Here is a 12,935-nt window from a genome sequence, read left to right on the forward strand (position 1 = left end):
GGCTTAGCTGCACACCCGCGATTCGGGGCGCGCGACACGATCACAACTAAGGAGACAACGCATGGTTTTTGGGCGGGGCAAGAAAGCCAAGAAGCAGGAATCGGCAGAACTGGAGGACGTCCAGGAGGATGTCACCCCGGATCCGGCCGGGAATGCCGCGGACGACCGCAGGGCCAACGGCCCCTTCGACGTCTCCGAGGTCAGCAGCCGCGACGGCTATGTGGACCTCGGCGCCCTGCTCATTGCCCCGCGCGACGGACTCCAGCTCCGGCTCGAAGTTGAGGAAGCAACCCAGCGCGTCGTCGCCGTAACCATGGACCTTGAGGGGTCGAGCCTGCAGCTGCAGGCATTTGCCGCGCCCCGGTCCGAAGGGCTTTGGGACGAGATCCGGGAGCAGCTCGGGCAGTCTGTCGGTGGACAGGGCGGCCAGGTTGAGGAGATCCCGGGAGAGTACGGCGTCGAACTCATGGCCAAGCTGCCGGCGGGTGCCCCGGACGGCAGCCAGGGTTACCGCGTCGCCCGCTTCATTGGCGTCGACGGCCCCCGCTGGTTCCTTCGCGGCGTTTTCGGCGGCGAGGCCGCGCTGGACCGTGAAGCGGCCGCCGGCCTCGAGGACCTGTTCCGGAAGATCGTCGTCATCAGGGGCGAGAACCCCATGCCGCCCCGCGAACTGTTGCAGCTGCGCCTGCCCAAGGACGCCGCCGGACCCGTGCCCCCTGCAGAGCCGGACCTCCAGCAGCCCGAGCGCGGTCCGGAGATCACCCAGATTGGTTGATGCAGGCGGCCCGCAGGACCACGCGGTACCCATCCGCGGGCTGCCGGGGCGCGGGCGCGTCCTGTGCCACGGATTTATCGAGTCGGTAACCTACGCGCCCCCGTCGCAGGTGGCAGCCTTCATGGCCATCGTCTCGGACCATGACACCCCGGTCACGGAACGACGCGGGCGGCTGCGGGTCATCTGGCTGGGCCGCCGCCGCATTCCAGGGATTGACGCGGGGACGGAACTCAAACTCGAAGGCATGCTGACCGTCAAGGAAGGCATGCCCACCATGTTCAACCCCCGCTACGAGATACTTTCCCGCCAGGAGAACCAATGACTTTGCCTGAGAACCCCGACTCGGGACCGGGCCGCGAGGAGCCCAAGCCCGCGCCCGAGACCCCGGGTTTTGCAGGGCTGGCCGAGGACTACGCGTCCAAGGCAGGGCTGCACCGCACCCACGACGGCCGCATCGACGTGCTCAAGAGCGCCGGCGGTTACCAGGGAATCGCCGAGAGCATCTTGCCCGGCCTGGTCTTCCTGGTCGCCTTCACCGCCACCACTGCCCTGACGCCGTCGCTCATTGCGGCCCTGGGCACTGCCGCCGTCTTCACGGTGGTCCGGCTCGTGCAGCGCCGTCCGCTGACCCAGGCACTGGCTGGCGTCGTCGGTGTGGGCATCTCCGCGTGGCTCGCCAACACCACCGGCAAGGCAGAAAACTTTTATCTTCCCGGATTCCTGACCAACGCGGCCTACATCGTGGCGATGGTCATCTCCATTGCCGTCCGCTGGCCGATCGCGGGCCTGCTGTTCGGGTTCATCCGGAACGAAGGCCTGAACTGGCGCAAGGACCCGGCCCGGGTGCGCGCCTACCGGCTGGGCACATGGATCATCGTCGGCGTGCTGCTGCTGCGCCTGCTGGTTCAGGTTCCGCTGTACCTGATGGGTCCGGACGGGCTGACGGCATTGGCCACCACCAGGCTCATCATGGGAGCGCCGCTGTACATCCTCGGTGTGTGGCTCGCCTGGCTCATCACCCGGCCCGCGGCAACGCCTGACGGTCAGCCGTCGAAGCCGTCGTCGTCCAGCTGATCTGCAGTTGCCGGCGCCGCCGCTGCCCCGCCCTGCCCCTCACCTGAACCGTTCCCCTCACCTGAACCGTTCCCCTCACTGGGCGCGTCCCCTTCGCTGGAGCCGGGCGACAGGAGCTCCCGCAGCTGGTTTTCCGCCGCGATGGTGGTGACGAAAAACAGCTCGTCGCCGCCGTCTATGACATCGTCGCGGCTGGGCGTGATCGGAGCCTGGTCCCGCAGGATGGCCACCAGCGTGGAGTCCTCCGGCCAGTCAATGTCGCCTACCGTCAGTCCGATGGCGTGGGAGTCATGCGGCACCGTGAACTCGACGATGGACGAGACACCAGTCTGCAGGGTCAGGAGCCGGACGAGGTCGCCGATCTCAACGGCTTCCTCCACCAGTGCTGTCATGAGCTGCGGCGTGTTCACGGCAACGTCCACGCCCCAGGAGTCATTGAACATCCAGTCGTTCTTCGGGTTGTTCACGCGCCCCACGGTGCGCCCGATGCCAAACTCGGTCTTGGCCAGCAATGAGACGACGAGGTTCACCTTGTCATCGCCCGTGGCGGAAACCACCACGTCCGCATCCTCAAGCTTCGCGTCCTGCAAGGTGCTCAGCTCACAGGCGTCGCCCACCAGCCAGTGCGCGCCGCGCAGGCCGCTGCGCCCGATCACTTCGGGCTTCAGGTCGATCAGCAGGATTTCGTGTTTGTGGGCCAGCAGCTCACGGGCAATCGAGGAGCCGACGCTTCCGGCCCCGACGATGACGACTTTCACTTAGGACTCCTTGGCGGGTGCTTTGGCGAGGATGTGGGCGACTTCGGACGTGCGGTCCGCCCGCAGCATGGCGTGCACGCTGTCGCCGTCCTGGTAGGAAGTGCCCGCGGCGGGCAGCATCCCCTCGCCGAACCTGGTCAGGTAGGCGACCCGCACGTCGGCCACCTTTTCGATGGTGGTGACCGGATGGCCCACCCATTCCGGGTGGAGGTCGAGTTCGGCCAGCACGAGGCGGCCCGAGGGGTCGCGGAAGTCTCCGGCGAGGTGCTGTTCGGGAAGGATGCGGCGCAGGACCTGGTCGGCGCTCCAGCGCACCGCGGCCACCGTGGGGATGCCCAGCCGCTGGTAAATCTCGGCGCGGCCGGGATCATAGATGCGGGCCACGACGTGCGGCACGTGGAATGTCTCGCGCGCCACCCTGGTCGCCAGGATATTGGAGTTGTCGCCGCTGGAGACCGCTGCAAAGGCATAGGCGTCTGCAACGCCTGCCTGCTTCAGGGTGTCGCGGTCAAAGCCGACGCCGGTGACTTTCCGGCCGGTGAAGCCCGAGCGGAGGCGGCGGAAGGCGCGGTCGTCCTGGTCGATGATGGCCACCGAGTGGCCGGCATCCTCGAGCGTGTGCGCCAAGGTGGCCCCGACGCGTCCACAACCCATGATCACGAAGTGCGCCACGCGTTCTCTCCTCAACTCTCGCCCACTGCTCCGTAAGACTCTACCGCCGGAAACCTGCCATGACATCGCGTGCGAATCAGACTAACTTTGTGTGGTGCTGACAATTCTGAATGCCGCGAAGCGCGTGCTGGTGGGGAGGCCCTTCAGGAACGACAGGATGGCCCACACCCTCCTGCCGAAGAGGATCGCCCTGCCCATCTTCGCCTCGGATGCACTGTCCTCCGTGGCCTACGCCCCTGATGAGATTCTCCTCACGCTGGCTTTGGCCGGCGTGAGCGCCGTGGCATTCTCCCCGCTCGTGGGCCTCGCCGTCATGGTGGTCCTGCTGACCGTCGTGGCTTCCTACCGCCAGAACGTCCACGCCTACCCCTCAGGCGGAGGCGACTACGAGATCGCCAACGAGAACCTGGGCAAGTACGCCGGACTGACTGTGGCGTCTGCGCTGCTCGTGGACTATGTGCTCACCGTTGCCGTGTCCATGTCATCGGCGGCCGCCTACCTCACCACCGCCATCCCGTCGCTCCATGGCCGGCAGGCAATGATCGCCACCATCGGCGTGGTGATCCTGGCGCTCGTCAACCTGCGCGGCATCAAGGAAGCCGGCAGCGTTTTCGCGGTGCCGACGTACATCTTCATGGCATCCATCCTGGGCATGACCGCCGTCGGCATCTTCCAGGCCGTGACCGGACAGCTGGGCCAGGCGCCGTCGGCGGCGTTCACGATCGTCCCCTCACCCGGCTTCGACGAGGGCCTGGTCGGACTCGCGGGCGCGTTCCTGCTGCTGCGGGCATTCTCATCGGGTGCCGCAGCCCTGACAGGTGTGGAAGCCATCAGCAACGGCGTGCCGAACTTCCAGAAGCCCAAGAGCAAGAACGCGGCCAGCACGCTGCTGCTGCTCGGGATCATCGCCTCGGCCATGCTGGCAGGAATCATCTACCTGGCCAACGCCACCAAAGTGCACATCGTGCTGGACCCGGCCACTGAATTCCTGCTTAACGGGCAGCCGTTGCCGGAGGGCTACATCCAGAACCCGGCCATCAGCCAGATCGCGCAGACCATTTTCGGCGCCGGCTCCATTCCGTTCTACATCGTGGTCGCGGCCACCGGCGTCATCCTCGTCTTTGCCTCCAACACGGCCTTCAACGGCTTCCCCGTCCTGGGGTCCATCCTCGCGCAGGACGGGTACCTGCCCCGGCAGCTGCGCACCCGCGGCGACAGGCTTGCCTTCAGCAACGGTGTGCTTGCCCTGGCGGCCGGCGCGCTGATCCTGATCCTGTCGTTCAACGCGGATGTCACCAAGCTCATCCAGCTGTATATCGTCGGAGTTTTCATCTCGTTCACGGCAAGCCAGCTGGGCATGGTCCGGCACTGGGGCCGCGAGCTGAAACTGGCCAAGGACAAGGCAGTCCGGCGCAGGATGATCAAGTCGCGAACCATCAACATGATCGGCTTCGGCATGACCGCGCTGGTGCTGGTGATCGTGCTGATCACCAAGTTCGAACAGGGTGCCTGGATTGCCCTGCTCGCCATGTTTGTCCTGTTCCTCATCATGTGGAGCATCCGCGCCCACTACGACAACGTGGCCAAGGAGCTGGCGGTCGACGAGGATTCGTCGCCGCGCGCCCTGCCCACCCGCGTGCATGCCGTACTGCTGGTGTCCCACGTCCGCAAGCCGGTGCTCCGCGCCCTGGCGTATGCGCGCGCTTCCCGGCCGTCACGGCTGGATGCCATCACGGTGGACATCAACGCCGAGGAAACAGCGCACACCCTTGCCGACTGGGAGAAACTGGAGATCCCGGTTCCGCTGACCATCCTCGCCAGCCCCTACCGCGAGACGGTCACGCCGATCATGGACTACATCAAGAACATGCGCCGGGACTCGCCCCGGGACCTGATCGTGGTCTATATCCCCGAGTACGTGGTGGGCAAATGGTGGGAGCAGCTGGTGCACAACCAGACAGCCCTCCGCATCAAGACCCGGCTCCACTTCGAGCCGGGCGTCATGGTTGCCAGCGTCCCCTGGCAGCTCAAATCATCCGAAGAAGCCAAGAGACTGCAGGACATTCAATGAGCCCGGACACCCAGACCACCTCCACCGGACTCGAACTGGTGGTCGACGTCGGCCCCGTCGCCCACGGCGGACACTGCGTTGCCCGCCATGACGGCCGCGTCGTCTTCGTCCGCCACGGCATCCCGGGGGAGCGGGTGCGGGTCCGGCTTACCGACGCCGAAGAGAAGGCCAAGTTCTGGCGCGCGGACGTTGTGGAAGTCCTCGATGCCTCGCCCGACCGGGTGCCGCACTTCTGGCGGACCGCCGACTCCGCAAGCTCCTGGGCGCACGGGCGCCCGCCGGTCGGCGGCGCCGAACTCGGCCACGTATCGCTGCAGCGCCAGCGGAGCCTCAAGGCGGAGGTGCTGGCCGAACAGCTCAGCCGGCTGGCCGGCGTCGAACTCTCCCCGGACGTGGAAGGGGTCGGACAGGCCGCAAAAGCCAACGGCGCCGGAAAGACGGACGACGGCGGGGCCGGCCTTGCGTGGCGCACGCGCGCCAGCTTCGGCGTCACCCAGAGCGGCCGGCTCGGCATGCACGCCCACCGCTCCGACCAGGTGATTCCCGTACAGGAAATGCCGCTGGCCGTTGACGGCATCAACGCCCTGCGCCTGTGGGATGTTGACCTTCAGGGCATCGAGCGGGTGGAGGTGGCCGCGCCTGCCAATGGCTCGCGGCCGCTCGTGCTGCTCGCCCCCGCCCCCGGGACCCGCGCCAAACGGCTGAACTCCATCCTGGCCCAGCTTCCCGCGGACGTGTCCGTGGCCAGCTACGATCCGCTCAAGAATGAGACGCTGCAGCTCCGCGGCCGGACCTGGGTGCAGGAATCTGCGGCCGGCCACGACTACCGGGTCACGGGTGCAGGGTTCTGGCAGATCCACCGCGACGCACCGGAAACCCTGGTGGGCGCCGTCACCGGATTCCTGCACGAGGGCGGGTTCCTGGAACCCGGTGCCGCGGTGGCGGACCTCTACGCCGGAGCGGGGCTGTTCACGGCGCCGCTGGCCGACGCCGTGGGGGAGACCGGATCCGTCCTGTCGGTGGAGGGCGCCCCGGGCACCAGCCGGGACGCCCGGAAAAACCTGCACGGTTCACCGCAGGTGGAGATCGTGCAGGGCAAGGTGGAACGGGTGCTCCGCCAGCGGCCCCGCCAGTTCGACGCCCTCATACTCGACCCGCCGCGCGCCGGTGCGGGCAAGGCCGTGGTCAGCCAGCTGATTGCCTCAAGCCCCCGCGCCATTGCCTACGTGTCCTGCGACCCGTCGTCGTTCGCACGAGATATTGGTTACTTCCAGGAGGGCGGCTGGTCGCTGGCAGGGCTGCGGGCCTTCGACCTGTACCCCCACACGCACCATCTGGAGACAGTCGCACTGCTGACTCCCCGCGGCTGATGTGGCTAGGATGGGCCTAGTAGTCCCGCGTCGCGCGCCGTATTCCCGGCTGACCCCATGCTCTTGTGTACGACCTTGTACTAGTTAGGATGACCTAACTAGCAAGCGGTCTACCGCGCGACAAAGATGAAACTGTTGCGAGAGGAGTCCTGCGATGAGCACTGTGGACAGCTTCGGTTCAAAAGGCAAACTTAATGTAGCCGGAACCGAATACGAAATTTTCCGGTTGAACTCCGTTGAAGGTTCAGAAAACCTTCCGTTCAGCCTCAAGGTATTGCTTGAAAACCTGTTGAGGACCGAGGACGGCGCGAACATCACCGCCGAGCACGTCCGCGCCCTGGCAGGATGGGACCCTAATGCCCAGCCCGACACCGAAATCCAGTTCACGCCTGCCCGCGTGATCATGCAGGACTTCACTGGTGTTCCCTGCGTGGTGGACCTTGCCACCATGCGTGAGGCAGTCAAGGAGCTTGGCGGCGATCCAAAGAGGGTGAACCCGCTTGCTCCGGCCGAGATGGTCATTGACCACTCCGTCCAGATCGATGTCTTCGGTAACTCCGGCGCACTGGAGCGCAACATGGAGATCGAATACCAGCGCAATGGTGAGCGCTACCAGTTCCTGCGCTGGGGCCAGACCGCGTTCGACGACTTCAAGGTTGTCCCGCCGGGAACCGGGATCGTGCACCAGGTCAACATTGAGTACCTGGCTCGCACCATCATGACCCGCGAAGTGGACGGCGCGCTGCGCGCCTACCCCGACACCTGTGTCGGCACCGACTCCCACACCACCATGGTCAACGGCCTGGGCGTGCTGGGCTGGGGCGTTGGCGGCATCGAGGCCGAGGCCGCAATGCTGGGCCAGCCCGTTTCCATGCTGATCCCGCGCGTCGTGGGCTTCAAGCTGACCGGTTCCATCCCGGCCGGTGCCACCGCCACCGACGTCGTCCTCACCATCACCGAGCAGCTGCGCAAGCACGGTGTTGTGGGCAAGTTCGTGGAGTTTTACGGCGAAGGCGTGGCGGCAGTGCCGCTGGCCAACCGCGCCACCATCGGCAACATGAGCCCGGAGTTCGGTTCCACGGCCGCCATGTTCCCGATCGACGACGTCACCCTCGACTACCTGCGCCTCACCGGCCGCTCCGAGGAAAACGTTGCCCTGGTTGAGTCCTACGCGAAGGAACAGGGCCTCTGGCACGATCCTTCCCGAGAGATCAAGTTCTCCGAGTACCTCGAACTGGACCTCTCCACCGTTGTTCCGTCGATCGCCGGCCCGAAGCGTCCGCAGGACCGCATCGAGCTGACCGAGGCCAAGGACGAATTCCGCCACGACCTCAAGAACTACGTCACCCACGACGCCGACGCCGGCTCGCTGGATGAGTCGCTGGAGGAATCCTTCCCGGCTTCCGACCCGCCCTCCTTCACCACCGGCGCCACGCACGTGACCGACAGCGACCGCGTTCCGCCGAAGTACTCGGCCGCGCACGGTGCCGAAGGCCGCACCTCCAGCCCTGTCGCCGTAAAGATGGAAGACGGCCGCGAGTTCGACCTGGACCACGGAGCGGTGACCATCGCGTCGATCACCTCGTGCACCAACACGTCCAACCCCTCGGTCATGCTTGCCGCCGCCGTGCTGGCACGCAACGCCGTGAACAAGGGCCTCACCGCCAAGCCGTGGGTCAAGACGTCTGTCGCCCCCGGTTCCAAGGTGGTCACCGACTACTACGAGAAGTCCGGCCTCACCCCGTACCTGGAGAAGCTCGGCTTCTACATCGTGGGCTACGGCTGCGCCACCTGCATCGGCAACTCCGGTCCGCTGGAAGCCGAGATCTCCGAGGCCATCCAGGCCAACGACCTCGCCGTCAGCGCCGTGCTCTCGGGCAACCGCAACTTCGAAGGCCGCATCAACCCGGACGTCAAGATGAACTACCTGGCCTCCCCGCCGCTGGTCATCGCCTACGCCCTGGCCGGTTCCATGGACTTCGACTTCGAAACCGACGCCCTGGGCAAGGACGAAGCAGGCAACGACGTCTTCCTCAAGGACATCTGGCCCAACCCGGTTGAGGTCCAGGAAGTCATCGACTCCTCCATCGACAAGGAGATGTTCGCCAAGGGCTACGAAGGCGTCTTCGAGGGCGACGACCGCTGGAAGGCGCTCGACACCCCTGCCGGTGACACCTTCGCCTGGGACGAGAAGTCCACGTACGTCCGGAAGCCCCCGTACTTCGAGGGCATGAAGGCCCAGCCGGAGCCCGTGCAGGACATCAGCGGTGCCCGCGTGCTGCTCAAGCTCGGCGACTCCGTCACCACGGACCACATCTCCCCGGCCGGTTCGTTCAAGTCCGACACCCCCGCCGGCCAGTACCTGCTGGCCAACGGTGTGGAGCGCAAGGACTTCAACTCCTACGGCTCGCGCCGTGGCAACCACGAGGTCATGATCCGCGGCACGTTCGCGAACATCCGGATCAAGAACCAGCTCCTGGACGGCGTGGAGGGCGGCTTCACCCGCGACTTCACCCAGGCCGGCGGCCCGCAGGCCTACGTCTACGACGCCGCGCAGAACTACCAGGCAGCCGGCACCCCGCTGGTGGTCCTGGCCGGCAAGGAGTACGGCTCCGGTTCGTCCCGTGACTGGGCAGCCAAGGGCACGGCACTGCTGGGCGTCAAGGCCGTCATCGCCGAGAGCTACGAGCGCATCCACCGCTCCAACCTCATCGGCATGGGCGTCCTTCCGCTGCAGTTCCCGGCCGGCGAGTCCGCTGCCACGCTGGGCCTGACGGGCACGGAAACCTTCGCTGTGGAGGGCGTCACCGCCCTGAACGAAGGCACCACGCCCAAGACCCTCAAGGTCACCGCCACCGCCGAGGACGGCTCCGCGAAGTCCTTCGACGCAGTGCTCCGCATCGACACCCCGGGTGAGGCGGACTACTACCGCAACGGCGGCATCCTGCAGTACGTTCTGCGCCAGATCTCCGCTAACTAGCGGAATTTAGCCGGGCCAGCCCCGGTAAGCAGTGCGAAGAGGCTCCGGCCGGTCAGCAGACCGGCCGGGGCCTCTTGCGTTGGTGCTGGCGCGGCCACATGGGCCGGCGCAGAGGCGTTAGAGTTAATGGGCATGTCTACCAGCCGAAGGAGGGGCCGTTGGGAATCTTGGAGACCATCCGGAATCCGCAGGACCTGAGCAAGTTGTCCGCGGCGCAGCTGGATCAGCTGGCCGCCGAGGTCAGGGAATTCCTGATCGGCAACGTCTCCCAGACGGGAGGGCACCTGGGTCCCAACCTCGGCGTCGTCGAACTGACCATGGCGGTGCACCGGATCTTCGATTCGCCCCGCGACAGCATCGTCTTTGACACCGGCCACCAGTCATACGTGCACAAACTCCTCACCGGACGGCACGACTTCAGCACCCTGCGCCAGCAGGGCGGCCTGTCCGGCTACCCGGACCGGGGCGAGTCGGAGCACGACATCGTCGAAAGCTCCCACGCCTCATCCTCACTGTCCTGGGCCGACGGCATTTCCCGTGCCCGGCAGCTGACCGGTGACGGCGACCGGTACGTCGTCGCCGTCGTCGGAGACGGCGCGCTCACCGGCGGCATGGCCTGGGAAGCCATCAACAACATCGCGGCGGACAAGAAGCGCCGCGTCGTGATTGTCGTGAACGACAACGGCCGCTCCTACGCCCCCACCGTCGGCGGCTTTGCCGACTATCTGGCGTCCCTGCGCCCCACCATCGACTCCCTCCGTGCCGCCCCCGCCTACGAAGTCGTCCTGGACTGGTGGAAGAAAAAGCTCCAGAACGGCGGTCCCGTCGGCCAGTTCACCTACAAGAGCCTGCACGCCATGAAAAAGGGCATCAAGGACTGGTGGGCGCCGCAGGGCATGTTCGAGGACCTCGGCATGAAGTACATCGGCCCGGTGGACGGCCATAACCTGCAGGCCATGGAACACGCCCTGTCCACCGCCAGGAACTACGCCGGCCCGGTCATTGTGCACGCCATGACCGAAAAGGGCCACGGCTACGCGCCGGCCCGCGCGCATGAAGCGGACCAGTTCCACGCCGTCGGGATCATCGATCCCGAGACGGGCGAGCCCGCCGAGGCCGGCGGCGCCAAGTCCTGGACGTCGGTGTTTGCCGACGAAATCGCGGACATCGCGGACGAGCGCAAGGACATTGTCGGCATTACCGGTGCCATGCTCATCCCGGTGGGGCTGCACAAATTCGCGGCACGGCACCCGGAGCGGGTGTTTGACGTCGGCATCGCCGAACAGCACGCCCTGACTTCCGCGGCGGGCATGGCTTTCGGCGGGCTGCACCCGGTGGTGGCCGTCTACGCCACCTTCCTCAACCGCGCCTTTGACCAGCTGCTGATGGACGTCGCCCTGCACAAGGCGGGCGTAACAGTTGTCCTGGACCGCGCCGGCGTCACCGGTCCCGACGGCGCAAGCCACCACGGGATGTGGGACATGGCCATGGTCCAGATCGTTCCCGGGCTCCACCTGGCTGCGCCGCGCGACGCCTCCCGGCTGCGCGAAGAGCTCCGCGAAGCCGTCGCGATCGAGGACGCCCCCACTGTCATCCGCTATTCCAAGGGAACGGTCGGCGCCGAGGTCGAGGCCATTGAACGGCTGGCCGACGGCGTGGACGTGCTGTCCCGCCGCCCGGCCGGATCCACCGAGAATGACGTCCTCATTGTCAGCGTGGGCGCCATGTCCGAGCTGGCCCTGAACGTCGCCAACCGGCTGGGCGCCCAAGGGATCAGCTCCACCGTCGTGGATCCTCGCTGGGTACTCCCGGTGCGGAAGTCGATCATCGCCCTGGCCGCCAGGCACCGCCTGGTCATCTGCATCGAGGACGGCGTCCGGGCCGGGGGAGTCGGATCCCGGATCCGCCAGGAAATGCGCGCCGCCGGTGTGGACACTGCCCTGAACGAGGTTGGCCTGCCCGTCGAATTCCTGGACCACGGCACCCGGAGCCAGGTGCTGGAACGCGTGGGCCTCACTGCCCAGCAGATCACCCACGACGTCGTTGCCCAGGTCCTCGGGACCAAGGTTCCGTTCGCCCGTCCGCTGCCCGGTCAGGAACACCCCACCACCGGAAGCCTGCCGAAGCTGTGAGGGAGCCCGATTCCCTGCAGCCAGGGGAACTGGTGGTGTCCCGCAACAGCAAATGGGACGGCTCGGCACACTGGGTGGTGCCCGGCAGGTACCTCGGCGAGGACCAGCACGGCTGGTGGATCTTCCAGCCGGCCAACGAGTTTTGTTCCCGGCCGGGTGCCGCCTTTTACACGGCGTCCGATGCCGTGCTGCTGGTTCCGCGGACCGGCGAGTTCGTCGTCACCTTCTACGACGACACTTACCCGGGCGACTTCCGCGTCTACGTCGACCTGGCCACCGGCCACGAGTGGCGCAGGATCCAGCAGGATGTCACTGAATTCCACGTTATCGACATGGACCTCGACGTGATCCGCTCGGTGAAGCGCGGCGTCTTCGTCGACGACGAGGACGAGTTCGCCGAGCACCGGCTCCGCATGAAGTACCCTGAGACGCTGGTGCACACCATGCAGGCCGAGTGCGACGCCCTGTTCCTTACCGTCAAGGGCCAGGATGCTCCGTTTGACGGTACCGACACCAGCTGGTTTATGAAAGGACGGGCATGCGCGGAATTATCCGGGTCTACAAGCGCGACGACGAAGGAGCGCTGCTGTTCCGGGAAGCCTGGTACGACGAGGACTACAGCCAGTTCGTCATGAACCATGGCGCCGTGGGTCACCAGAGCAAGACCCAGGAAACCGACGTGCCGGACGCCGAGGCTGCCGAGCGCCTGATGGACGCCTTCGGGGCGGCCTGCGCCGAGGACGGCTACGCCGAGATTCCGGACGAGGAGCAGTACTGGGTAGTGGCGCAGTACGCACTCAAGACCCGGGAGGGCACCAGCCGCGACCGCTACCTGGAGGAAAAGGCGAAGGACGCACTTGCCGGGCACCTGGCCTGGCGCGGGCTGGGCATTGTGGACCGCTCGGAATTCAGCGACGCCAAGCTCAACATCTTCTGCCTTTGCCCGGATGTGAACAAGGCCGTGAACGCGATCAAGGTCTGCATCCGTGGCGAGGACCTGGACTTCACCAAGCTGAGCATTGGAGCCGCCCCGTTCAGCGACCCCTCGGCCCTTAAGCTCAAGCATTCACCCAAGCAGGTGGCCGGCTTCACCCTCTAAAGCA

General features: G+C 66.3%; 10 protein-coding genes and 1 pseudogene. 9 read left to right on the plus strand and 2 right to left on the minus strand.

Features of this window, described 5'->3' with window-relative positions; translation table 11 throughout:
* Positions 1-61: 61 nt before the first annotated feature.
* The 3 genes from CXZ05_RS13070 to CXZ05_RS13080 are packed head-to-tail and all read left to right on the plus strand — an operon-like array spanning position 62 to position 1,849.
* Positions 62-775: a DUF3710 domain-containing protein gene (locus tag CXZ05_RS13070; RefSeq protein ID WP_102973036.1), complete on the plus strand. Its 714-nt coding sequence runs from the start codon at positions 62-64 to the stop codon at positions 773-775.
* Entirely contained in the window at positions 768-1,097 is a 330-nt protein-coding gene (locus CXZ05_RS13075; protein ID WP_102973037.1) for a hypothetical protein, read from the plus strand. Before CXZ05_RS13070 ends, CXZ05_RS13075 begins: the two co-directional genes overlap by 8 nt.
* Complete coding sequence (locus CXZ05_RS13080) at positions 1,094-1,849, plus strand: DUF3159 domain-containing protein (RefSeq protein ID WP_102973038.1); 756 nt, start codon at positions 1,094-1,096, stop codon at positions 1,847-1,849. Before CXZ05_RS13075 ends, CXZ05_RS13080 begins: the two co-directional genes overlap by 4 nt.
* Here the strand turns inward: CXZ05_RS13080 and CXZ05_RS13085 are convergent.
* Both CXZ05_RS13085 and CXZ05_RS13090 read right to left on the minus strand, forming a co-directional pair.
* Entirely contained in the window at positions 1,819-2,607 is a 789-nt protein-coding gene (locus tag CXZ05_RS13085) for a TrkA family potassium uptake protein (protein WP_102973039.1), read from the minus strand. The genes CXZ05_RS13080 and CXZ05_RS13085 overlap by 31 nt on opposite strands.
* Positions 2,608-3,279, minus strand: coding sequence for a TrkA family potassium uptake protein (locus CXZ05_RS13090; RefSeq protein WP_102973040.1), 672 nt, complete (start codon positions 3,277-3,279; stop codon positions 2,608-2,610).
* A gap of 94 nt (positions 3,280-3,373) precedes the next feature.
* Here CXZ05_RS13090 and CXZ05_RS13095 point away from each other — a divergent pair, with 94 nt between their 5' ends.
* From CXZ05_RS13095 to CXZ05_RS13120, 6 genes and pseudogenes are all read left to right on the plus strand, one after another.
* A complete protein-coding gene (locus CXZ05_RS13095; RefSeq protein WP_258006577.1) occupies positions 3,374-5,350 on the plus strand; it encodes an APC family permease in 1,977 nt (658 codons plus the stop codon).
* On the plus strand, positions 5,347-6,720 hold the full coding sequence (locus CXZ05_RS13100) for a class I SAM-dependent RNA methyltransferase (protein WP_102973041.1): 1,374 nt from the start codon (positions 5,347-5,349) through the stop codon (positions 6,718-6,720). Before CXZ05_RS13095 ends, CXZ05_RS13100 begins: the two co-directional genes overlap by 4 nt.
* A gap of 154 nt (positions 6,721-6,874) precedes the next feature.
* Positions 6,875-9,700 (plus strand): aconitate hydratase, encoded by a 2,826-nt coding sequence (locus tag CXZ05_RS13105; RefSeq protein ID WP_102973042.1) that lies wholly within the window; start codon positions 6,875-6,877, stop codon positions 9,698-9,700.
* Between the two features lie 158 nt (positions 9,701-9,858).
* Positions 9,859-11,832, plus strand: a complete 1,974-nt coding sequence (dxs, locus tag CXZ05_RS13110) for a 1-deoxy-D-xylulose-5-phosphate synthase (RefSeq protein ID WP_102973043.1) — start codon at positions 9,859-9,861, stop codon at positions 11,830-11,832.
* Positions 11,829-12,371 (plus strand): annotated as a pseudogene (locus CXZ05_RS13115) (DUF402 domain-containing protein); the annotation flags it as partial. The gene dxs and the pseudogene CXZ05_RS13115, both read left to right, overlap by 4 nt.
* Entirely contained in the window at positions 12,371-12,931 is a 561-nt protein-coding gene (locus tag CXZ05_RS13120; protein ID WP_102973044.1) for a hypothetical protein, read from the plus strand. The pseudogene CXZ05_RS13115 and the gene CXZ05_RS13120, both read left to right, overlap by 1 nt.
* Positions 12,932-12,935 lie beyond the last annotated feature (4 nt).

This window comes from Arthrobacter sp. AFG20 (genome assembly GCF_002892795.1).
Lineage (GTDB): Bacteria > Actinomycetota > Actinomycetes > Actinomycetales > Micrococcaceae > Arthrobacter.

Excerpts from the sequence above, each read along its gene's own strand:
- CXZ05_RS13070 (WP_102973036.1), top strand. The coding sequence starts at position 62 with ATGGTTTTTGGGCGGGGCAAGAAAGCCAAGAAGCAGGAATCGGCAGAA.
- CXZ05_RS13080 (WP_102973038.1), top strand. The coding sequence starts at position 1,094 with ATGACTTTGCCTGAGAACCCCGACTCGGGACCGGGCCGCGAGGAGCCC.
- CXZ05_RS13100 (WP_102973041.1), top strand. The coding sequence starts at position 5,347 with ATGAGCCCGGACACCCAGACCACCTCCACCGGACTCGAACTGGTGGTC.
- CXZ05_RS13105 (WP_102973042.1), top strand. The coding sequence starts at position 6,875 with ATGAGCACTGTGGACAGCTTCGGTTCAAAAGGCAAACTTAATGTAGCC.
- CXZ05_RS13120 (WP_102973044.1), top strand. The coding sequence starts at position 12,371 with ATGCGCGGAATTATCCGGGTCTACAAGCGCGACGACGAAGGAGCGCTG.